At 40.4% G+C, this 22,926-nt stretch carries 25 protein-coding genes; 24 read left to right on the plus strand and 1 reads right to left on the minus strand.

Translation table 11 applies throughout. The features are described from left to right. The first annotated feature begins 20 nt into the window (after nucleotides 1-20). The 12 genes from G602_RS0111585 to G602_RS0111640 all read left to right on the plus strand — a co-directional run bounded on the left by G602_RS0111585 (nucleotide 21) and on the right by G602_RS0111640 (nucleotide 12,425). Complete coding sequence (locus G602_RS0111585; protein WP_026659142.1) at nucleotides 21-1,004, plus strand: pectinesterase family protein; 984 nt, start codon at nucleotides 21-23, stop codon at nucleotides 1,002-1,004. Further along, a complete protein-coding gene (locus G602_RS0111590) occupies nucleotides 1,004-1,840 on the plus strand; it encodes a sugar phosphate isomerase/epimerase family protein (RefSeq protein WP_026659143.1) in 837 nt (278 codons plus the stop codon). The genes G602_RS0111585 and G602_RS0111590 overlap by 1 nt, the downstream gene beginning before the upstream one ends. Nucleotides 1,841-1,988: 148 nt before the next feature. Beyond that, on the plus strand, nucleotides 1,989-3,422 hold the full coding sequence (gene uxaC, locus G602_RS0111595; protein WP_026659144.1) for a glucuronate isomerase: 1,434 nt from the start codon (nucleotides 1,989-1,991) through the stop codon (nucleotides 3,420-3,422). 16 nt (nucleotides 3,423-3,438) lie between these two features. Beyond that, nucleotides 3,439-4,923: a tagaturonate reductase gene (locus G602_RS0111600; protein ID WP_026659145.1), complete on the plus strand. Its 1,485-nt coding sequence runs from the start codon at nucleotides 3,439-3,441 to the stop codon at nucleotides 4,921-4,923. After that, the gene (locus G602_RS0111605; protein WP_026659147.1) at nucleotides 4,916-6,397 is read left to right on the plus strand and encodes a UxaA family hydrolase; all 1,482 of its coding nucleotides are present in this window, start codon (nucleotides 4,916-4,918) and stop codon (nucleotides 6,395-6,397) included. The genes G602_RS0111600 and G602_RS0111605 overlap by 8 nt, the downstream gene beginning before the upstream one ends. A gap of 56 nt (nucleotides 6,398-6,453) precedes the next feature. Beyond that, the gene (locus G602_RS0111610) at nucleotides 6,454-7,545 is read left to right on the plus strand and encodes a sugar kinase (protein ID WP_026659148.1); all 1,092 of its coding nucleotides are present in this window, start codon (nucleotides 6,454-6,456) and stop codon (nucleotides 7,543-7,545) included. A gap of 24 nt (nucleotides 7,546-7,569) precedes the next feature. Then, nucleotides 7,570-8,412 carry a 5-dehydro-4-deoxy-D-glucuronate isomerase gene (kduI, locus tag G602_RS0111615; protein ID WP_026659149.1) on the plus strand — a complete coding sequence of 281 codons (843 nt, stop codon included), beginning with the start codon at nucleotides 7,570-7,572 and terminating at the stop codon, nucleotides 8,410-8,412. 27 nt (nucleotides 8,413-8,439) lie between these two features. Next, nucleotides 8,440-9,243, plus strand: a complete 804-nt coding sequence (locus tag G602_RS0111620; protein ID WP_026659150.1) for a gluconate 5-dehydrogenase — start codon at nucleotides 8,440-8,442, stop codon at nucleotides 9,241-9,243. Between the two features lie 51 nt (nucleotides 9,244-9,294). Beyond that, complete coding sequence (locus G602_RS0111625; RefSeq protein ID WP_026659151.1) at nucleotides 9,295-9,933, plus strand: bifunctional 4-hydroxy-2-oxoglutarate aldolase/2-dehydro-3-deoxy-phosphogluconate aldolase; 639 nt, start codon at nucleotides 9,295-9,297, stop codon at nucleotides 9,931-9,933. Between the two features lie 184 nt (nucleotides 9,934-10,117). Next, on the plus strand, nucleotides 10,118-10,519 hold the full coding sequence (locus G602_RS0111630; protein WP_026659152.1) for a DUF6483 family protein: 402 nt from the start codon (nucleotides 10,118-10,120) through the stop codon (nucleotides 10,517-10,519). A gap of 192 nt (nucleotides 10,520-10,711) precedes the next feature. Then, a complete protein-coding gene (locus G602_RS29865; protein WP_026659154.1) occupies nucleotides 10,712-11,758 on the plus strand; it encodes a helix-turn-helix domain-containing protein in 1,047 nt (348 codons plus the stop codon). A 16-nt stretch (nucleotides 11,759-11,774) separates the two neighbouring features. Next, entirely contained in the window at nucleotides 11,775-12,425 is a 651-nt protein-coding gene (locus G602_RS0111640) for a hypothetical protein (protein ID WP_155829836.1), read from the plus strand. A gap of 1 nt (nucleotide 12,426) precedes the next feature. Here G602_RS0111640 and G602_RS28925 read toward each other — a convergent pair whose 3' ends face one another. Beyond that, nucleotides 12,427-12,741 carry a hypothetical protein gene (locus tag G602_RS28925; protein ID WP_049945193.1) on the minus strand — a complete coding sequence of 105 codons (315 nt, stop codon included), beginning with the start codon at nucleotides 12,739-12,741 and terminating at the stop codon, nucleotides 12,427-12,429. Nucleotides 12,742-12,969: 228 nt separating this feature from the next. Between G602_RS28925 and G602_RS0111650 the strand changes: the two genes are divergently transcribed. The 12 genes from G602_RS0111650 to G602_RS0111705 all read left to right on the plus strand — a co-directional run bounded on the left by G602_RS0111650 (nucleotide 12,970) and on the right by G602_RS0111705 (nucleotide 22,873). Next, nucleotides 12,970-13,473: an RNA polymerase sigma factor gene (locus G602_RS0111650; protein ID WP_026659156.1), complete on the plus strand. Its 504-nt coding sequence runs from the start codon at nucleotides 12,970-12,972 to the stop codon at nucleotides 13,471-13,473. After that, on the plus strand, nucleotides 13,466-14,263 hold the full coding sequence (locus G602_RS0111655; protein ID WP_026659157.1) for a hypothetical protein: 798 nt from the start codon (nucleotides 13,466-13,468) through the stop codon (nucleotides 14,261-14,263). The genes G602_RS0111650 and G602_RS0111655 overlap by 8 nt, the downstream gene beginning before the upstream one ends. Before the next feature lie 145 nt (nucleotides 14,264-14,408). Continuing rightward, nucleotides 14,409-14,915 (plus strand): VanZ family protein, encoded by a 507-nt coding sequence (locus G602_RS0111660; protein WP_049945194.1) that lies wholly within the window; start codon nucleotides 14,409-14,411, stop codon nucleotides 14,913-14,915. Between the two features lie 263 nt (nucleotides 14,916-15,178). Beyond that, nucleotides 15,179-15,361, plus strand: coding sequence for a type III toxin-antitoxin system ToxN/AbiQ family toxin (locus G602_RS0111665; protein ID WP_026659160.1), 183 nt, complete (start codon nucleotides 15,179-15,181; stop codon nucleotides 15,359-15,361). Between the two features lie 7 nt (nucleotides 15,362-15,368). Next, a complete protein-coding gene (locus tag G602_RS0111670; RefSeq protein WP_026659161.1) occupies nucleotides 15,369-16,145 on the plus strand; it encodes a class I SAM-dependent methyltransferase in 777 nt (258 codons plus the stop codon). 174 nt (nucleotides 16,146-16,319) lie between these two features. Next, entirely contained in the window at nucleotides 16,320-16,814 is a 495-nt protein-coding gene (locus G602_RS0111675) for an RNA polymerase sigma factor (RefSeq protein ID WP_026659162.1), read from the plus strand. Nucleotide 16,815: 1 nt separating this feature from the next. Then, on the plus strand, nucleotides 16,816-17,592 hold the full coding sequence (locus tag G602_RS0111680) for a hypothetical protein (RefSeq protein WP_026659163.1): 777 nt from the start codon (nucleotides 16,816-16,818) through the stop codon (nucleotides 17,590-17,592). Between the two features lie 229 nt (nucleotides 17,593-17,821). After that, the gene (locus G602_RS0111685; protein WP_044931934.1) at nucleotides 17,822-18,706 is read left to right on the plus strand and encodes a DUF6033 family protein; all 885 of its coding nucleotides are present in this window, start codon (nucleotides 17,822-17,824) and stop codon (nucleotides 18,704-18,706) included. Nucleotides 18,707-18,810: 104 nt separating this feature from the next. Further along, nucleotides 18,811-20,079, plus strand: a complete 1,269-nt coding sequence (locus G602_RS0111690; protein ID WP_026659166.1) for a hypothetical protein — start codon at nucleotides 18,811-18,813, stop codon at nucleotides 20,077-20,079. Between the two features lie 159 nt (nucleotides 20,080-20,238). Continuing rightward, entirely contained in the window at nucleotides 20,239-21,564 is a 1,326-nt protein-coding gene (locus tag G602_RS0111695; protein ID WP_242835590.1) for an erythromycin esterase family protein, read from the plus strand. Beyond that, the gene (locus tag G602_RS28930) at nucleotides 21,561-22,184 is read left to right on the plus strand and encodes a DUF998 domain-containing protein (RefSeq protein ID WP_026659168.1); all 624 of its coding nucleotides are present in this window, start codon (nucleotides 21,561-21,563) and stop codon (nucleotides 22,182-22,184) included. Before G602_RS0111695 ends, G602_RS28930 begins: the two co-directional genes overlap by 4 nt. A gap of 353 nt (nucleotides 22,185-22,537) precedes the next feature. Further along, nucleotides 22,538-22,873 (plus strand): DUF3795 domain-containing protein, encoded by a 336-nt coding sequence (locus G602_RS0111705; RefSeq protein ID WP_026659169.1) that lies wholly within the window; start codon nucleotides 22,538-22,540, stop codon nucleotides 22,871-22,873. Nucleotides 22,874-22,926: the final 53 nt, after the last annotated feature.

Below are 22,926 nucleotides of genomic sequence, written 5' to 3' on the forward strand. Positions count from 1 at the left end.
CCGGTATTGCGGGGAAAATGATGGAAAAAATAAGGATATCAGTGGGTCCTTTGGGGGATTACCGCACAATAGGAGAAGCTGCTGAAGCAGTGCCGTATATGGCAAGTGCTGTTATAGATATAGCAGAAGGGATCTATAAAGAAAAACTGTCCATAGAAAAAAAGGACATAACCCTCAGAGGGGCCGGAATGAATAAGACGGTCATATCTTATGATGACTGTGCAGAACAGCTTCTTGAAGATAATACAAAAAGAGGGACGTTCAGAAGTCAGACATTATTTATCGGCGGAGAGAGGGTCAAAGTGCAGGATCTGACCGTAGAGAATACTGCAGGCTGGGGAAACGGCGTAGGTCAGGCGCTTGCAATTTACGCAGATGCTGATGAGGTTGTAATGGAGAATGTCAGTATACGCTCAAGGCAGGATACACTTTTTATGGCACCACTTCCTTTGACAGAGCGGTTTAAGAACGGTTTCTTTGGTCCACGTATGCTTACAAACAGGCGAAATACGCGTCAGTTTTATAAAAACTGTGTGATTTGTGGAGATGTTGATTTCATATTCGGCGGTGCGGATGCGGTGTTTGATAACTGTGAGATAGTGGTAATGGACAGGAAAAAAGACATTAACGGCTATGTTACAGCGCCTTCCGAAAATCTTGGAGAATTAGGCATGGTGTTTAGAGAATGCCATATCCATGGTGAGAATAAAGATATGGAAGGTACCGTATTTTTAGGAAGACCCTGGAGACCGACAGGTAAGGTGGCATTCATAGATTGCACCTACGATAATTCCATACACCCACTAAGATTCAGCGAGTGGTATGAGATGGAAACGATGGAGAGTGAGGCATTCTTTGCGGAATACAATTCGAGGGATGAAATGGGGAATGAGCCTGATTTATCAAAGAGAAATAAATGGGTAAAACTCCTGTCACCTGAGGAAGCTTCAAAAATAAGAGAAGCGGCAGATAGTCTGGTAATGAGTGTTAGGAGGCAGAATTAATGCAGATAGGATTACGTGCACATGATGCGGAATATGGACCGTTAAATGAACTTATACCCAGAATAAAAGAACAGGGCTTTAGCTGTATTCACCTGGCGCTTTCCAAATCCATAAAGGAATTCAAGGTGACTGAAAGTGCCATGACTCCCGGACTTGCCATGTATATTAAAAATCTATGCAGAAATAATCATATAGATATTGCAGTGCTTGGCAATTATCAAAATCTTGCACATCCCGACAAAGACAAACTTGATGAGATTAAGAAAAGATATATAGCGCACATGAGATTTGCATCAATTCTTGGCTGCGGCGTTGTGGGTACTGAAACTGGTGCGGTTAATGCTGAATATAAATACGAGCCGGCGAATCATGAGCGGGAAGCACTTGATATTTTTATTAAGAATCTGAAGCCGGTGGTAAATGCTGCGGAGAAATTCGGTGTGATAGTTGCTATAGAACCTGTCTGGAAGCATATTGTATACGGCCCTGAACAGGCGAGATTTGTGCTTGATGAGATAGGAAGTCCCAACCTTCAAATTATTTTTGACCCTGTAAACATGCTCTATTCAGGAAATATTGATGAACAGGACAGCATTATTACGAAGACCTTCGATTTGCTTAAGGATGATATAGCTGTAATTCATATGAAGGATTTCGAATTATGCGGAGATGAACTTAAATCAATACCTGCGGGTAAAGGTGACCTGAACTATGAACTTCTTTTATCCAAGATCAAAGAATACAAGCCGTGCATACAGTGTACTCTGGAAAACACATCTCCTGACAATGCGGTAGATACGCGAATGTATGTGGAGAAATTGTATGCAAACATATAAAATAACTGCTGTTATAGAAGACGGACATAAATATTGTAAAAATTGTTGTACTTGTTGTATAAGTTGGTTTAAAACCCCAAAGCTATATAAAAAATAAAGATTTGCAATTAGTATTATAGGAAAGGTTTTAATTGGGAGCTGGTAAAAGATGAAAAATTTTTTAGATGAAGATTTTATTTTACAAACTGAGACTGCAAAGCATATTTTTCATGATTATGCGGAAAAATTGCCAATAATTGATTATCATTGCCATATTTCACCTCAGGAAATATATGAGGACAGGAGATTTGAAACTCTTGGAGATGTATGGTTTGGGGGAAAACAGGAGGATGGTTCCTATTTTGGAGATCACTATAAATGGAGACTGATGCGTTCAAACGGAATTCCTGAGGAGATGGTAACGGGAAGGGAAGATGAACTGCAAAGATTCAAAGGATTTGCAGAAGCTTTAACTAAAGCGATAGGCAACCCTATGTATCATTGGTGCAATCTGGAACTTAAAAAGTACTTCGGAATCACCAAGCCGCTTACTGTTCAAAATGCCGAGGAAATATGGAATAAATGTAATGACATGCTGCAAAATGATCCGGGGATGACCGTAAGAGGGCTGATCAGACAGAGCAACGTGGCATATGTGGGAACAACAGATGATCCGACAGACTCTCTTGAATGGCATGAGAAAATTGCGAACGACGATAGCATAGAGTTTATGGTCAGACCATCCTTCAGACCTGACAAGGCAATCAACATAACAAAAGAAGGCTTTAGAGAATATATTGTAAAACTTGCTGAAACTGTTGGAAAAAGATCACTTGATTCTGCTGAGGAAGTTATTGATGCGCTGATACAAAGAGTAGAATTTTTTGCTGCGCACGGCTGCGTTGCATCTGACCACGGACTGGATTATATCCCGTTTAAAATGATGACAATGGCCGAATGTAACAATGCTTTTACAAAGGTAATGAACGGGAAAGAAATAACACTTGATGAGGCAGAAGGATATCAGACAGCGCTGCTCCTTTCACTCGGAAAGGCTTATCACAAGCATGGAATTGCTATGGAGCTCCACTATTCCTGTCTTAGAAATATGAATGAGAGAATGTTCAGGCTGGAGGGACCGGATACCGGATTTGACATGATTGCCAATAATTCCTGCGGAGGGAATATTGCAAAGCTTATGTCGGAGCTTGATAAAACAGGTGAACTTCCAAAAACGATAATTTTCTCTTTGAATCCTGCAGATAATGCGCAGATAGAAACTATATTAGGATGCTTCCAGTCATCTGAGGTTCCCGGGAAAATTCAGCATGGTCCCGCATGGTGGTTTAATGACACCAAATCAGGAATGGAAGAGCAGATGAAATCGTTAGCTAATTTGGGGCTGCTTGGTAATTTTATTGGTATGCTTACAGACTCCAGATCATTTTTGTCATACACAAGGCATGATTATTTTAGAAGGATAATGTGCAATCTTATAGGAGAATGGGTAGAAAATGGGGAATACCCAAATGACGAGAAGGCACTGGAAAGCATTGTTTCCGGGATTTCTTATTATAACGCAAAGAGATATTTCGGAATCTGAGAGGAGGACTTTTAACATGGAGAAGCTTAGTTACAAACTATTGGGGGAAAAGGGGTACGATGGATACCTTCTAAAGGATGCACCGGAGAGGGTTCTTCAGTTTGGCGAAGGAAATTTCCTTCGTGCGTTCGTCGATTACTTTATCGATCTTATGAACGAAAAAGCAGGATTTAACAGCAAGGTTGTTTTATGTCAGCCAATAGAACAGGGACTCGCTGATATGATAAACGATCAGGAAGGTCTTTACACACTTTATTTACGGGGACAGGAAAATGGGCAAAAAGTTAATAACAAAAGAGTTATTTCCAGTGTTTCAAGATGCCTTAATCCATACAGAGAATTTGATGAATTCTTAGCCTGCGCCAAAAATCCCGAAATGAGATTCATTGTAAGCAACACTACAGAGGCAGGTATAGCTTATGATCCTTCCTGCAAACCGGAGGATAGACCGTGTGCAAGTTTTCCGGGAAAACTGACACAGTTCCTGTATGAAAGATTTAATAACAAACTTCCGGGATTTATTATTTTATCCTGCGAGCTCATAGACAGAAACGGAGATGAGCTACTAAAGTGCGTAAATAAATATATAGATCAGTGGGGATTGTCTGAAGAATTCAGAGACTTTGTAAATAATGATAATATTTTCTGCTCCACACTCGTGGACAGAATAGTTCCAGGTTATCCGAGAGCAGAAGCTGATGCTATTTGTGAGGAGCTTGGATATAAAGACAATATTATTGATACGGCTGAAGTGTTTGGCGCGTGGGTTATAGAAGGACCGCAGAAGATTAAGAAAGAATTTCCTGTGGAAGAAGCCGGACTTCCCATACTTGTAGTAGATAATGTTGATCCTTATAAAAAGCGCAAAGTAAGGATCTTAAACGGTGCGCATACATCTATGATTATGGGTGCATATCTTGCAGGACAGAATATTGTAAGAGATTGCATGAAAGATGATGTAATAAGGGGATATATGAATAAGGCTCTCTATGATGAGATTATTCCGGTTCTCAAGGGACTTGATAAGAAAGATCTTGAGGATTTCGCAGCCGCAGTTACAGACAGATTTGCAAATCCTTTCATTGACCATGAACTGCTTAGTATTTCCCTGAATTCAGCATCTAAGTGGAAGGCAAGAGTTATGTACACAGTACTCGAGTATTATGAACAGAAGAAGGAGTTACCCAAAGTACTGACATTTTCGTTTGCTGCATTTCTTGCTTTTTATCACAGAGGTTATGAAAAGCGGGAAGGCGCTCTGGTTGCAGAAAGAGACAATAATGAATACCTTATCAAAGATGACGAATGGGTACTTGATGCGTTCCTTGCTCTGAAAGATGCTGATAATGAGAAGTTGGCAAGAGATATTATTGCCAATGAGAAGATGTGGGGAGATGCGCTCATAAAACTATCCGGATTTGAAGAAGCAGTTATTAAAGACCTTGCCCTGATAGATGAAAAGGGCATGTATGAAGCCATGAGGGAGGTTCAGGGTGAATAGTATCAGGATACATCCTCTGGATAATGTTGCAGTTGCACTTAGAGACCTGGAAAAGGGTGAAATTATAGATGCATCTGAAGATGGGTTAAAAACTATTGAGGCAATTGGAAGAGGGCATAAAGTAGCGCTTAATGACATAGCCGAAGGATCCTCGATAGTAAAATACGGAAACTGTATAGGCATTGCCACAGATGAAATAAAATCAGGAAGTTTTGTGCATGTACATAATGTCAAAACCTCTCTTTCTGAGAATTCCAAATTTGAGTATAAACCTGAAATACCATTGCTTCCTAAAGTAGCAAACAGGACTTTTATGGGTTACAGGAGAGCCAAAGGAAAAGTAGGAATCAGAAATGAAATATGGATTATTCCTACTGTCGGATGTGTGAACCGGATTGCGGAGAAATTGGCCAGAGACAATCAGAACCTTGTAAAGGGATCAATTGAGGGATTATATGCATATACCCATCCGTACGGATGCTCTCAAATGGGTGATGACCATGAAACTACAAAGAGGGTCCTTGCAGCACTTGTAAAACATCCAAATGCAGGCGGGGTTCTTGTTCTTTCTTTGGGGTGTGAGAATCTTACTTCAGAACAATTCAAGGAAGAACTCAGGGAATGGAACGGAGAAAGAGTGAAATTCCTTACCTGTCAGGACTGCGTAGACGAGATTGAGGAAGGCAGCAAACTTCTCAAAGAATTGGCGGATTATGCAGGCCAGTCCAAGCGTGAGGAAATAGATGCATGCGAGCTTATTGTAGGAATGAAGTGCGGAGGTTCTGATGGCCTTTCAGGAATAACTGCCAATCCAACGGTTGGCAGATTTTCTGACAGACTTATCTCTCTGGGAGGTTCTACTGTTCTTACAGAGGTTCCTGAGATGTTCGGGGCTGAATCAATTCTTTTTAATAGATGTAAGGATAGCGCCACGTTCCATAAAGCAGTTTGTATGGTTGATAATTTCAAGAAATATTTTGTGGATCACGGACAGGTTGTATATGAAAATCCAAGCCCCGGAAATAAAGCTGGCGGGATTACAACTCTTGAGGACAAGTCTTGTGGATGTGTTCAAAAAGGCGGAAGTGCTCAGATTTCAGATGTACTGGAGTATGCTGAGCCGGTAAAAATTAAAGGACTGTCATTATTGTCAGGTCCGGGAAATGATATGGTATCTACTACAGACCTTACAGCTGCAGGAGCACATCTGATACTTTTTACAACCGGAAGGGGAACACCCTTTGGGGCACCTGTTCCGACAGTGAAGATTTCAACGAATACTGCGCTATATGAGAAGAAAGGCAATTGGATAGATTTCAATGCAGGAAAGGTAGCTGAAGGAAAAGAGTCTCTGGATGAAGCAGGGGACAGACTCCTGGACTATGTTTTGGATGTTGCAAGTGGACAAAAAACCAGGCAGGAAGACGCCGGGTATAGAGAAATATCCATATTTAAGGATGGAGTAACGCTCTGATTCGGAGTAAAACTTAAAGGTATTAATAGCGAATAGTTAATTTATTGGAGGAGATCATGGATTTAAATTTGAGAGAAGATGCAATATTTGATGCAGTATCATTAGGGGAAGTTATGCTTAGACTTGATCCAGGTGAAGGAAGAATCAGAACAGCCAGACATTTTAATGTTTGGGAAGGTGGCGGAGAATATAACGTAATAAGGGGCCTTAGACGTTGTTTTGGACTTAAGACCACTGTTCTTACAGCCTTTGCTGATAATGAAGTCGGAAAGCTTATGGAGGATCTGATTCTGCAGGGTGGAGTAGATACATCCTTCATTAAATGGATGAAAACAGACGGAATAGGCAGAGAGTGCAGAAATGGCCTCAATTTTACAGAGAGAGGTTTTGGAATAAGAGGAGCAAAGGGATGTTCCGATAGAGCAAATACTGCTATATCAAAGGTAAAGCCTGAAGATTTTGATCTTGAGAAGCTTTTTGGAGATATGGGAGTAAAGTGGCTTCACACCGGCGGAATATATGCTGCATTATCAGAACAGTCATGTGAGACAGTGCTTGAGGTTATCAAAACAGCTCGTAAATATGGAACAGTTATTTCTTATGACCTGAATTATCGTCCTTCCATGTGGAGTGCAATCGGAGGAAAGGAAAAGGCTCAGGAAGTAAATAAAGAGATAGCTAAGTATGTTGATGTAATGATTGGAAATGAGGAAGACTTTACTGCCTGCCTGGGATTCGAAATAGAAGGCAATGATGAGAACCTTGCTAAGCTTGATATTGATGGCTATAAAAAGATGATAAGAGAGGTAGTGAAAACATATCCTAACTTCAAGGCTGTTGCGACTACATTAAGAGAGGTAAAGACAGCAACAGTAAATGACTGGAGTGCGTTATGCTTTGCGGATGGTGAGATTTATAAGGCCAAGGACTACAAAGGTCTTGAGATTATGGACCGTGTAGGTGGCGGAGATTCATTTGCTTCCGGTCTTATATATGGGCTGATGATCACTGGCGATGCAGAAACAGCTGTTAATTACGGTGCGGCACATGGAGCTCTTGCTATGACTACTCCCGGAGATACAACAATGGCTGATAAGAGTGAAGTTGAAGCTATTATGGGCGGAAAAGGCGCAAGAGTACAGAGATAATAGGAAAAGGTATGGAGAAAAGGTATGGATATTAGATATTCTGCAAATCAGAGAGATGTAAAAAGATATACAACAGAAGAACTCAGAAAAGAGTTTTTGATAACAGGACTTTATGAGGCTGACAAGGTAAAGGCTGTTTACTCACATGTGGATAGAATGGTTACCTTTGGCTGTATGCCGGTTACGAGAGAAGTAGCCCTTGATGATGGAATAGATGTATATCACAATTTCGGAACTTCTTATATTTTGGAGAGAAGAGAAATCGGCATTTTCAATATTGGTGGTAAAGGTAAGATAAAGGTCGATGGAACAGAATATGCCCTTGATCATAAAGATTGCCTTTATATCACAAAGGGAGCCAAATCGATTCTGTTTTCATCAGACAATAAGGATACACCGGCTAAGTTTTATATGGTAAGTGCTCCTGCACATTGTTCTTATGAGACAAGGCTTCTTACTTTTAAGGATGCTGTTAAGCGTCCTCTTGGAACAACAGCCGAATGCAATAAGAGAGTCATTAACCAGTTTATTCATCCGGATGTTTTGAAAACCTGTCAGCTTAGTATGGGAATGACGGTTCTTGAAGAGGGAAGCGTATGGAATACGATGCCTTCACACACTCATGAGAGAAGGATGGAGATATATACATATTTTGATATACCTGAGAACCAGGTAGTATTCCATTTTATGGGAGAACCTACTGAGACCAGACATATTGTAATGAAAAACGAGGAGGCAGTAATATCACCTTCATGGTCAATTCATTCAGGAGCAGGTACTTCAAACTACACATTTATATGGGCAATGGGCGGAGAAAACCAGGAATTTGACGATATGGATAATCTGAAGCCGACAGATCTTATGTAATGTGAATGTTCATAGAGGAGAAATGAAATGAGCGAAGATATGTTTTCATTAAAAGGTAAGGTGGCATGGGTTACCGGTGCTGCCTATGGAATAGGTTATGCGATTGCTAAGGCATATATTGAGGCTGGAGCAAAGGTTGTTTTTAACTGCAGCAGACAGGATACTGTGGACAGAGGACTTAAGAGTTATGAAGAGGATGGGCTTTTCGATTCAGTTAAAGGTTATGTCTGTGATGTAACTGATGAGGCAGCCGTGAAAAAGCTTCATGAAACAATTGTGAAGGAAGTGGGTGAAGTAGACATCCTCGTCAATAATGCAGGAATGATAAGACGTGTGCCCATGACGGAGATGGAAGCAAGTGACTTTAGAAGAGTTATCGATGTTGACCTTACGGCTCCGTTTATCGTATCTAAGACTGTCATTCCGTCCATGATAAAAAGAGGTGGCGGTAAGATTATAAATATATGCTCAATGATGTCAGAACTTGGAAGAGAGACTGTATCAGCTTATGCGGCAGCAAAGGGTGGTCTTAAGATGCTTACCAGGAATATCGCATCGGAGTATGGTGCCTACAATATTCAGTGCAATGGTATCGGCCCGGGCTATATTGCTACAGAACAGACAGCTCCGCTGAGGGAGAGACAGGCTGATGGTTCAAGACATCCTTTTGACAGTTTCATAATTGCCAAGACACCTGCTGAAAGATGGGGTGAGTCAGATGATCTTAAAGGTCCTGCAGTTTTCCTTGCATCAAAGGCATCAGATTTTGTTAATGGACATATACTTTATGTTGATGGCGGTATTTTGGCTTATATCGGTAAACAGCCATAATACCGGATTAAGAATAATTTACTAATAAGAAGATATTAAAGGGAGAATCAAATGAGCAATATTATTGAGGAGCTATCACAATATGGAGTGGTTCCGGTAGTGGTTATAGATAGAGTAGAGGATGCAAAACCTCTTGGAGAGGCACTCGTTAAAGGTGGTTTAAAATGTGCTGAAGTGACATTCAGAACAGCTGCTGCAGCTGATGCAATTAAAATAATGACAGATAATTTTCCGGATATGCTGGTTGGAGCAGGAACTGTTTTATCAACAAAACAGGTGGATGAGGCCATTGAGGCAGGAGCAAAGTTCATTGTTAGCCCGGGATTTGATCCTGAGGTTGTGGATTACTGTCTTGAGAAAGGGTATCCAGTGCTTCCCGGAGTAGCTACTCCTTCAGAGGCAGCGCAGGGCGTAAAAAGAGGCCTCAAGGTTCTTAAATTTTTTCCCGCTGAACAGGCAGGCGGTCTTGCAATGATCAAGGCTATGGCAGCACCTTACACAGGCATTAAGTTCATGCCAACAGGTGGAATCAATGAAAAGAACATGAGAGATTATCTTTCTTATGACAGAATTGCATGTTGTGGTGGTAGCTGGATGGTCAAAGGTGATCTTATTAAATCATGCGCCTTTGATAAGATTGAGGATATGACAAAAGAAGCTGTTAAAGTTGTTAAGGAAATCAGAGGATGAAAGAACCAATACTGATGCACTATGGAGTCCAATCAATAGACTGATATTGTTTACGAAAAGCTGCGGGGGGTGATACCTCGCAGTTTTTTTTAATGACTGCCCAAAAAGGGAGCAAAGCAGATCAATCTTTTTGGTGAAGAAGCATACCAAGTAATGCAGCTCCGATTATTAACGGAGGTGACCTATGACATTTGATGATGAAAAAGACTATATCATGAGGATTATCAAAGAAGTAGCAAGAGTCCTCTTCTCATTGATGCTTGGCAAAAAATATGTTGCGGTAGAAATGGAAAAAGATAATGGATATGAAGTTTCAGGGAAAAAGCTTGAGGATTTCCTAATGATGATTGACCAGGGAATGATAAACGAAGCTGAAAATCAGCTCCTGGATAATATCGATTATTCAGATAAAGAAAATGTTGCTGCTGCAGCCTTGTTCTATCAATATTTATCAGAGAAAAGTGAAAGCTTCCTGACAGAACATGACTTTTTAAAGGAAGAGGTCCTGGATGGAATGAACCGGTTGGTTCAGAAGGCTGGATATGGAGATCTGCTAAACATAGTTGAGGGATTACAGGTACTATAAGCATATTATTGGCAGGTTAAAGGGGATGTGCCTTAAATAACAGGCACATGCCTTTTTATATATGAAGAATCAAGAATTTCTCATTGGTTAAAAATATTTCCAAATGATTAACCTGAATTCAATATCAAAATCAGATCCTCTTAGGTATCATTATTATTGAACCGGTTCCAATACTGTTTGGAGGAATTGCAGATGACTATTGGAAAAGTAATAAGAAAGTACCGCAAAGAAAAAGGGCTGACACAAGAGGAAATTGCTATCAGGCTTGGAGTGAGTACTCCTGCGGTAAATAAATGGGAGAATGACAATACCCTTCCGGATATCTCGTTATTAGTGCCTATTGCGAGATTATTTGGCATTTCTACTGATGAACTACTGTCATTTAAAGATGATATCACTGATAAAGAGATCGATATCTTCATCAAGGAATTGGATAGGAGATTGAAGCAGGAGCCATTTGAGGATGCCTTTGCTGATGCTAAAAAGAAAATTGAAGAATATCCCTGCAACGAGAAGCTTAAGTGGCAAGTAGCTGTTGTACTCAATGCGGCGAGACTTCTTAATGAAGTAGACAACAGCGACCAATATGATGAGGCAATCCGTTCATGGTTTTCTGGGTTGTTGGGATCAGAGGATTTATCAATCCGGAAATCGGCAGCGGAATCGCTTTTTCATTATTATTGCAGAAAAGAGGATTATCAAACTGCAGAAAAGTATCTCCAATACTATTCAGAGGACAATCCGGAACGCAAAGTGCTCCAGGCAAATATATTTGCGAAAACAGGACGGATTAGCGAAGCTTATGTAGCATATGAAGAGCTGATGCTTGCAGAAGTTAATCGGCTTCGCATTATAATGAATGCGTTGCAGGTTCTGTGTGAGGAAGACGGCAATTTGGAACAGGCTCATAGAGTAGCTGATGCCAATGAAAATGTAGCAAAATGTTTTGACATGGGTGTTTATCAGGAAAAATCAGTACAGTTAGAACTTGCTGCATATGAGAAAAATGTCGATGAAACAGCCAGGATTATGGAGGCTCTGATTGACAACTGCGCGTCTATATCAGACTTTACCAAGTCAAATCTGTTTTCACACCTTACATTTAAGCAGTCGGGGAAGGATTTTTATGCGGAGTTACAGGCTGAACTGATTAAAAGATTCTGCGACGAAGAGACTTTTGGATATATGAGTGGTAATATTTATTGGGAGTCTTTAAAAGATAAATCTCATGAAGTTTAAAGGTGGGAATAATTCTATGAAACGAGTATTGTTGGCAATTACCATATTATCCTTGAGTTTAGGACTGACTGGATGTGGAAAGAATTTCTCACTATCAGCAAATGCTTCTGAAGATGAGCAGGTTACGTGTCCTAAAGTACGCAAATGTTCATTTGTATCATTGTCAGAAAAATATGATGATGAAGAGGAAGAATGGTATTTTGATTCCAGTATTTTCAGGCACACCATGAAATATGACTTAAATGATTTTTATAGGCATAATGACAACTATGAAGCTATATACCGTACTTATAAAAATGTTCAAAGAAACAGCTCTAATTATATGATTATCTATGCAAGTCAAAACCTGGATAATCTTAGAGAAGAAGCAGCCTTGAACGAACACTATCACTTTATAGTTCTTGATCTTGCGGGTGACGATTTGTTGCCTAACAGCGAAAAGGAGTATCAGACACTGGTTTTTGATGTGGAAACAGGAGATTACTGGACTGGTGCTAGTAGCGATGAATTATCAGTTTATGGGAAATGCGTTGATAAAGAGTTTAGCGCTGATTCTGATCTGATTGAGTATGTCGAAGGAAAATGGCCAGTACCGGAATATATGACTTTTTATGAATACTTATGTTCTAAGGATTGGATGCCAGGTGGAAAATTGGATGATCTGTGATTTATGGGTTGGTATTACAGTAATATGGAAGACCTTCAGGATTTGTTTTCTGAAGGCCTTTTTTCTTACAACTTATTAACATACTTGATTTGATTGACATGGGTGACAGCGATGTAATAATGTCTTCAAATGTAGTCCCGCCCACATATTTCCTTGTCATTGGATTGATGAAAAGATTTTTGTATCCACCAATAAGAGAAAAATAACCTATATCGGTCAGCATTCTCTCAGCATAATTGATATCATTGATTATCAATCCTTTATCGTGTATAAGCTTTTGGATTTGCTGCCCATACGGAAGATATGGCTTAGACATAATAGAAACTCCCCAAAACAAAATTAAAGGAGGGCCATCAGGTCCTCCCGCGGTCCCAGTCCTCACGAGTATCTGGAACTTAGTCACTATAATTAGTTTAGTGGTTTTAAGGAGTTTGTCAATGTTGGCACCGATTTTGAAAAAATATTTTCCAGGTGATATGTTTTCATGACCTGAATCGTATTATAGTTAGAAGGCCTTCTAAAAATACAGAAAGAGAGTTTTGTCATGGAGGAAAAAGAAGCTAGGCGGATACTGGAAACATATGCTGATATGATACTGAGGATCAGTTATAGTTACTTACGCCAGACATATGACGCAGAGGACATCTGCCAGAATGTAATACTGAAATACCTGTCCTCCCACCAAAGATTTGATAGCCGTGAGCATGAAAAAGCCTGGATAATCAGGACTACGATCAATGCCTGCAAGGATCTGAGAAAGAGCGCTTTCTTCGGAAAGACAATAGGGCTTGATGCGCTGCCGGAAAGAGCTGTGCCGGAAGAACCGGTGTCTGTACTTACAGAAGAAATAAAAAAGCTCCCGGCAAATTACAGGATAAGCATCCACCTCTTCTATTACGAAGGGTATACCATCAAAGAAATTGCTCAGATTCTTGGAAAAAGAGAAACTGTAGTAACCAACTATCTCTCAAGAGGCAGAAAAAGGCTCAAGGATTCGCTGTCAAAGGATTCTCGTTTTTTTCTAAAGGAAGGTGAAGCATATGAATGATCAGATAAAAGAGATTTATAACCACTCCATGAATGAACTCCGTTTCTCCGGACAGACTAAAGAAAAAATGTTCCGCGTAATAAGTGAACAGTACTCAGAACAGCACAGTGGAGGAAAGATTATGAAGGCAAGTTTCAGATTTAAGTCAGCAGGTATCGTTGCAGCAGCATGTGTAATGCTTGTTGGAGTTACTGCTTTTGCAGGAAGTGGCATTGTTTCAAGTATAGAAAGCCATAACAGGATAGGCAGCGAGATAACGGCTTATGAGGATATGGCAAAACTGGAAAAGACTATCAGCATGGATGTACTTACAGTTGAAAAGTTCTGCAACGGCTTTACATTCAGAAACGCTGAAATCTATGATGAGTCAGATTACAGTGATGATGGAGCCAACCTAGCTAATGCTGCTGGCGTTAACATCACATATTCAAAGGATGGAATGGCTGATATCTATTTGGATGCCGATCCAGTCAGCACCATAAGGAATGACAAAGATACATCTATGGAGACAAGGATGGTTGGAGATGTTGCCGTAAAATACAGCCTTGATGAATACCTATTCCTTCCGCCAAGCCAGGAGGGACAGGCTTCACAGGAACTCCTTGACAGGATGGAAAACGATGATCATTTCTTTATCAGCTATGGCTCTGATCAGGAAACAACACAGATGATCACAAACCTTACATTTGATGTGGGCGATGTTCACTACTGCCTTATAACCTTCGATACAACACTTACAGTTGATGAATTGTTTGACATGGCTGAAGAATTGATTACATCAGGGAAATAATGCATAGCTATTATGGAGAGCTGTCAGTATTCGGGCAGCTCCCATTTTTGTTGTGACAACAGAAATATTCAGCTTTTTATTTACAGAGAAAATGTATATAGTATGATATGTTGGCTTATAAAATAATTTGGTGAGGAGAAATGCTTTGGGGGTAATAAATAAAAAACAGAAAATGACGAAGCTGCTGACCGCAGTATATATTTTAATTCTTGTGTGGCTAATCTTATTCAAAATGGCGATGCCAGCAGAGATACCTTACTTGGATCACATCAGGAATATCAATCTGATTCCGTTTTACTATGACAACGAGACATCCGGCCATGCTGCGGAGGTTATTAAGAATGTCATATTATTTATTCCGTTAGGGTTGTACCTTGCTATCTTGGGATTAAATTGTCAGAAAGCTGTTGTTATTGGCACTGCTCTGAGTATTGCGCTTGAAGTATTACAATATATATTTGGGGTAGGTGCCTCTGATATTACAGATGTGATTACTAATACGTTGGGAACAGCGGTTGGAGCAGGAACTTATGCTTCTCTTTCAATTTTTTTCAAGAAGAAAGAAAAACTTAATAAGGTTCTAAATATCATCGCATTAGTTTGTACAATTCTTATAATGGGTATGATAGCGTTGCTGTTTGCAGTTAATTGAAAAGCCCATAAACCCTGTAGGAAGTGATAGAATCAATCAACATTACACGCTTGACATTTTGCTGTTTTTTGTTAGTATTCTAATCAGAAGATGCGATTACACATCTATTGGAGTTTCGCCTCCATTAAGTGCGAACGATTATATTGGGGTTTCACTCCCACTAAATGTGAGCGATTATATTAGGATTTCACCCCTACAAGTGTGAGCGAATGTAATCAATTAGAGCAAGCTTGGCTTGCTCTAATTTAATGTATGGGAGATATATGAAGATTTCTTTTTATTATGTTGACTCGGAATATGTAGAGTTTTTAAAGGATACGGAGATAAATGCCAGGGGATTTACCAGAGTCCCTAATGTAGAATATGCTAATCGCAGGAAATTTGTATATGGCGTAATCATGAATATTGGCGATATCAATTATTATGTGCCAATCTTCGGAGAATAACGCCATCATGGATAATAAAGCATTTGATTCAAAGAGAATAGCGGCTGGATATGCCAAGAGACCATGGCTTCACAAATCTGTGATAGAGCAGCTTAAGATGGATTGTGGTCTCCCACAGGGATATAAGTTTAAAAAGGGTCTTGATGTAGGCTGTGGTGCAGGGCTCTCAACCAAGGCACTAAGGCTCATATGTGACAAAGTAACTGGAACGGATATTGCAGAATCAATGGTTGAGGTATGTAATGATATTTATGGTGCTGATACTGCATATTCCTTTTACGTTGCAAAAGCGGAAGAAACAAAAATCCCTAATGAAAAATACGATATTGTAACGGCTGCCGGATGCATCAACTGGGTGGATGAAAAGAAGTTCATGAATAATATGGCTGAGGTTATGGCTGATAATGGGCTTGTTGTAATATACGATTTTGGAATCACTGACAGGATGCTGGGAAACGATGGTTATACCAGATGGTACCAGGATGAGTACCTGCGCAGGTTCCCAAAGCCACCAAGAAAAGAAGACAAGTGGACTCAGTCTGATCTGATCGATGGCTTTGCAATGGAAAAGCAGACTGAATATAGCATGGAGTACAATTTTACCTTAGATGAATTTGTTGATTTCATGCTGATACAGTCAAATGTTAATGCCCAGATAGAAAGCGGAAGCGTCAGCTCTGATGATGTAAGAAAGTGGATGATGAAATCCCTTTCACCGATTTTTGGTGGTGGAGAGAGAACGCTTGTATTCTATGGATACAGCTGGTATGTAAGAAAATTGTAAAGTAGAAACAGGCATAATCGTATAAGGATAGGGCAGCAATAAAAATAGTTATCTGTAGTAGCGGATGGCTATTTTTTTTATATAAATATGTATACAGTGTCCAATTTGGACTTTATAAATCGTATTATTAGTAGAAGGCCTTCTAAAAGGAACAGAAAGCGAGATTACTCACACATGGATGAACAGGAAGTCAGGCGAGTTGTAAAGGATTACTCTGATATGATCAAGAGGATCAGTTACAACTACCTTCAGCACAGTTATGACTGCGACGATATCTGCCAAACTGTTTTCTTAAAGTATTTAACCGGAAATATCTCATATGAAAGCCGGGAGCATGAAAAGGCATGGATGGTAAGAACAACAATAAATGCCTGCCATGATCTGAAGAAAAGTGCTTTTTTCAGGAAAACAGTAGCGTTGGATGAAGTCACTGAGAAGGAAGCGCCACAGGTAAAGAACTCAGAGATACTTGATGAGATATGTAAACTCCCAAGTAATTACAGAACTGCCATCTATCTGTATTATTACGAGGGATATAATACTGAAGAAATTGCAGATATCATGGGCAAAAGAAAAACAGCAGTTTCAAAGTATCTCTCAAGGGGCAGAAGAATTCTTAAAGATACATTGTCAGATGAATATGCACCCAGAAATAAGGCAGGTGAATAATATGGGAAATGAAAGAATAGAGATCTACAAAGAATCCATGGAGAGTATCAAATTTTCTGATTATGAAAAGGAGCATATGGTCCACCAGATACTGAATGGTGGAGCTAAAGATGGAGGTCGTATGAAAGGAAAACTTGATATTAAAAAGCTTGGAATAACTATAGCAGCATGCCTGACATTATTTAGTGTGACAGCCCTTGCAGCAGGGGAAGCAGCAGGCATTGTCAGTTGGAACAGGATAGATACTAGAACAAGAAATTTTGAGGATTTGCCCAAGATTGAAGAAAAGGCCGGCATGGATATCACTGCTGTTGAAGCATTCAGTAATGGGTACACATTTGAGTATATGGAAGTCAGTGAGGCAAAAACACAGGATGCAGATGGCAATGATCTTAGAAACTTTAAAGGAATTGACTTGACTTATACAAAAGAGGGATGTCCTGATATTTATATTGGTATGGATCAGGCAGATATGTACGGTGATCCTCATGATAGGGATACGGCTGTTAGGGAAATTGACGGTATAACAGTTCACTATAACTATGATGAATACCTAAATCTTCCTGGGGATGAAAGACCTACAGAAGAGGAACTACAACGAACAGAAACAGATAATCATTTCTTTATCAGTGATGGAAGTGATGAGCGTTATACTTCCTATGTGAGTGGCATCGATTTTGAAATAGATGGCATAGCCTATATAATGATAGGCTTTGACATTGATATGTCAGCGGAGGATCTTTTTGGAATGGCTGAGGAAATCATCACTGCAAGGTAAGAAATGATTAAAGAGCATTCCTCAATGTGAACAGCCCCCTATCTACTTGACAGGGGGCTGTTCAAAAACGAGAGTGCCTTTTTATATTTTTTTAATAATTTCAGGGTACATTCCATATGAAGTTAAGACGATAAAATATATATAAGAAATGGATAAGTGTCTTACTATGCGTTTTTAGATATAAATGAATGAAACGGATGTCGGCTTTTTTACAAGGAGGTAGATCAGTATGACAGGAATTAATGGCATTTCTGCATATCAGCAGATAAATCAGAGTGTCTATAACGAGAAATCGGGAGTGTCTAAGACTCCTGATACAGGTAGGGCAGATCAGGCTGGTTCAGCAAAAAATTCTCAGCAGGCTAAAGTAGAAACAAAAGCGTGGAGTCCGATAGATACCACGAGTTCACTTGTGCCCAGAAAAACTGAATATGGGATGACTATTGGAGATGTGCAGCTTTCCGATAAGGCAAAGGACTACTATAATTCGCTGAAATCAAAATATCATAACATGGAGTTCATTGCTGTCAGCAAGGATATGAAAGCACAGGTCCAGCAGAATGCTGCCTCCTATGGCAATGCCAACAAAATGGTAGTCCTTATAGATGAAGAGAAGCTTGAGCGGATGGCGACGGATGAATCATATCGCAAAAAATATGAGGGAATCATTGCCATGGCACAGACAAAGATGTCAGAGGCTAAGATGGGACTTGCCAGCAGCGGCGCAAGTGTTAAGAATTTTGGGATGAGTGTTGATTCTAATGGTAAGGAGAGTTTCTTTGCCACTGTAAATAAATCTTCAGATCTTCAGAAAAAGCGTACAGAAAAGAAAGCAGCAGAGAAGAAGGCTCAGAAACTTCAGGAGAAGAAGAAAGCGGAAAAGAAGGCGCAGGAGGAACGTATCCAAAAAGCCAGGGATAAAAAAGCTGAAAAGGAAGATACTGATAAAGATGATTCCAGGATTAAAGATGACGAGGAATATGTAACATTCGAAGCAGATTCCATGGATGAACTTCTCTCTAAGGTGCAGACATACTCATACAATAATGCATCCGGAAAAGTTATGACTCAGGCCGAGCAGATGGTAGGAACAAAGATAGATTTCAGAGGCTGATGTTTTATGCACACAGCCGCACAGTGGAAATTGCTGCTATGCAGCGTGCGGCTGGCGCGAGAGGAATCGTATAAATACGATTCCTATATGTTATGAGGTACGGCATGAATATATCATTTATTGCGAATAATCTATATAGTTCACAGTACATGAAGAATGCCCAGGGGAATCTCTATGCTCAGAAGACTGACGGAGCCATGAAGAATACAATTATGGGAAAGATGCCGGTAAATCCTTTTGTATCAAGCTTTGACAGAAGAACAGACAATGAGGTTAATGATCGAAAAGGATTATCACAGCAGATGCGGCAGATGATACGCTCACTGAAGCAGGATTCTCAGCAAGATCAGAATAATAAAAAAATAAATGATTTTCTGACATCATCCGGTTCACCGGATGCAGCAGAGGAAGAGACAGCGCCTAAGCCGACCTATAATTATAAAGAGGTTGCATCCAAAATACAGAGTGCAAAGACATCAAACAGTGCCGGTCAGGCAGTACTGGCAGCAAAAAGAGCTGTGACGCAGATAAAGAGAAAGATTTCTGCGGGGGATGGTGATCCTGAGGAACTACAGTTTGCTTTAACCCATGCAAAGCGCATGGAAATGGTGGCAAGAAAAAAGAAACATCATCTGGAACTGGAAGAGATGGTGGCCCGTGCGCAGAAGCAGGATGAGCGCCTTGACGAACAGGAAGATGCTGTCCGGGGTATTCAGAGTGCCATAACACAGGCAGAGGAAGAAAAGATCACTGAGAAAGAAGACCAAATCTTCGATGAGCGCGAGGAGATGTTGGAGGGAGTCACCATCCGCGAAGCGGATTTAAGATGTGACGACCGAAATGCCGCCGAACAAAGTGAGGGGGAGGATAAGTTGCAGGGAGTCACCATCCGCGAAGCGGATTTAAGATGTGACGACCGAAATGCCGCCGAACAAAGTGAGGGGGCGGTTCAGTTGGAGGGAGCTCTAGAGCAAATCGAAGAAAGCGGAGCTAATGTTTCGGATGAAATGATGGCTGATCTGAACAAGATGATCTCTGAATTTGGCGAAGAAGAATTGGAAGAGTTGGAAGAAACCATGGAGATGCTTGAAGATATGGAAGTCGTAGATCCGCATATGAGCAAAGAGGATTTCGAGGATCTCAAGAGAAAGCACCGGGCTTCGGAAAACAAGGCTATAGTAAAAGCAAATATGGAATATCTTAAAGATATGATCAAGCATGAGCTTGGAAAAGCCGGAAGTATTCCCGGTATGGGAGGTGGACAGTCAGCTTCTGGAGCGGTTGGAAGCCCAGCAGTGCAGGGGGTAACCGTATCAATGCCGGCAATGGCAGCTCCGGTTTCAGATGGAGCTTCGATTGATGTTTCAATCTGATATGTAGTGGGTTATAAGAAAATAGCTAGCGAAAATACTAAGTTGAACAAAAGAATTTTTTGCCTATTTCGTACAAAAAAGTAAGTGTAAAACAGACCTTTATCAGTGTAATTGATAAGGTCTGTTTTTCTCTGTAGTAGTGTATTTTTTGGAATGGAGGTGACTGAGTTGAAAAAGAGAAAAAAGAAACCTATTGGAGTGATCATTACGACTACTGTGTTGCTGGTAATGGTAGTCTGCGGTCTTGTGTATAGCCATTTTGGAGGATTTAGTACAGGAAAAAGCGCAGATGTAGATGAATTTGCAAAGTATGCAGAGAAAATCACAGGTGATGAGCTTCCCGGAATAGATGTGCCCGAAGGCACGCGTATTGTTGCGCTTGGTGAAGCAACCCATGGTAATAAGGAGTTTCAAGAGCTAAAGAAACTTGTGTTTCAGGACATTGTAGAAAACAATGGAATAAGAGCATTTGCCCTTGAAGCAGACACTGGATGCTGTGAAGCTATAAACCGTTATATCCACGGAGGTGAGGGAACTTTGGAAGAAGCAACTGAAACTCTTAGATTCACAATTTACAGAACAGATGAGATGGAAGATCTCATATCCTGGATGAGATCCTATAACGAGACGGCACAGGAAGGTCAAGACCTGCGGTTTTATGGATTCGATATGCAGGATTATGAGTATGAGTATAGATATGTCCTTGAAGCGCTCACAAAGTCTGGAATCAGTACCACAAAGCTTGAAAAGCTGATGGATGGAACAGAATATTCAGATGAGTTTAGCAGGGAGGACAGAGAAAAGATTTTCTCGGAGGTTCGGGATCTTTTGTTAGAAAACAATGATCAGATGGCAGCACATTATGCGGATGTACTGATACAAAACAGTAAGCTCTTTGATGCGTATGAAAATGATCCGTCTGGTTCAAATGGTATGCGTGATATTTTAATGGCAGAAAATGCAATGTGGATTTTGAATCATGAAGAGCAGCTTGGAAATAATATGATCTTTATATGTGGGCATAACGGGCATATGGAGCAATTTGGAACGTACGTTGGCGGAAAAGATAAGGTCATGGGAAATATACTTGCTGATAAGGTTGGTAGTGATGCCTACTTTAGTATTGGAACGGATTTTTATAAAACAACCTGCAATGTGCCTCAAAACGGGAAACGGCGTACTACTTTCACAGCTTACTCACACGATCCTTTGGCAAAAGCAGCATATAAGAATGGGTATGATATGTGTTTACTTGATTTTTCAAAGGTTCCGGATGATTCAAGCATTGCAACTTTAGTAAATGGCTATATACTACTGGGAAGTTTGGATGAGCGTCCGGTAGGCGGACTTAATGGTATAATTATGAGAGCTATCCCATATGCTTACAGACAATGGAGAAATCCATCAGAAATATATGATGCTATGATATTCGTATCAAAGGCGCATCCAACAAAATCGAGGCCCAAAACAGGAGATACACTATGAAATTATCAAAACTTGGTATATGTGGAATTATCAGTCTGCTTTCATATACTGCGATGGTTATGTTTTCGCCCCTTGCTTATCCGGGGTATGACTGGCTTAGCATGGCGGTAAGTGATCTAAGTGCTGTTGGAGCTCCATCTGCAGAGCTTGCAGGGCAGCTGAATGCCTTGTATGGACCATGTGGACTTGTTTCTATCATGGCCGTCTGCGTGGCATCTCAGAATCTTAAGACTAAGGTTTTGAGGCTGGGAATATATTTCTTTGCTGCTATGGAATGGATTTCGGATGTAGGATACAAGCTTTTTCCATGGGTGGCAGATGCTGACAGTAGTCACCCCCAGAACATAATGCACCTTATAGTAACTGCTTTAGTGGTGATCTTTTCTCTGACAGCGCTTATCCTCTCAATAATCGGAGCTAAAAAAGAGGGGATGAAATCTCTTTTTATATGGGCCTGCGTGTGCCTTGCTGCGATGCTCCTTGGGCCTGTCGGAACAGGAATCATGCCAAAGGCAGTATTCGGGTTGTTTGAGAGATTCAGTACCTTTTCGGCAGTAACATTTAACGCAGTGTTGGGAACATTCTTGTTGCTTGGAAAATTCGGTAAGAGTTTTGACTGATCTGCAAAATATAATAAAGTAAGTGTAAAACAGACCTTTATCAGTGTAACTGATAGGGGCTGTTTTTTATTGTGATAGATTAGGGTGTGAAAGGGGAGTGGCATCAAGTAAAGCTTTGGTATGGTTATTGCAAGGAGTAAGAAAATGAATAGAAAACATGAAATTATATGTAATAGCGAAAGAGAAATGGACAGACGGGCAGATTCCTTGATAGAGCAGGGATACACGGTTGAGAGACATTCAGGTGTATTGCCTCTTCGGCCGGTTTGCATCCCCATATATAAAGTAGTATTTTGGGGGTGAATCAGCGTAAAACAGGAAGAGAAAAACATATTAGGAAAAGGAGATTGACCATGACGGATTATATCGCATTCTGCGGACTTGATTGTGAACAGTGTGACGCGCGTAAAGCAACGGTTAATGATGACAACGAGCTTAGAGTAAAGGTTTCTAAAGAATGGTCTGAGCTAAATGGAGTAGAGATAACCCCCGAAATGATAAATTGCGTAGGCTGCAGGCTTACAGGAGTGAAGACGCCTTTTTGCCAGTCTTTGTGCAAAATCAGGCAATGTGCATTGGGCAGAAAGGTTGTTACTTGCGGAGACTGCACTGAAATGACATCATGTTCCAGGCTTTCTGAAATAATCAGTAATAATCCTGATGCCAAGCGCAGACTTGAGGGTAAATAAAGCTCAGGACTTTGATATAATGTGTTGTAGTTAAAGATAATCGCGATATGACA

The sequence above is a fragment of the Butyrivibrio sp. AC2005 genome (assembly GCF_000424145.1).
In the GTDB taxonomy this organism is placed as follows: domain Bacteria; phylum Bacillota; class Clostridia; order Lachnospirales; family Lachnospiraceae; genus Butyrivibrio.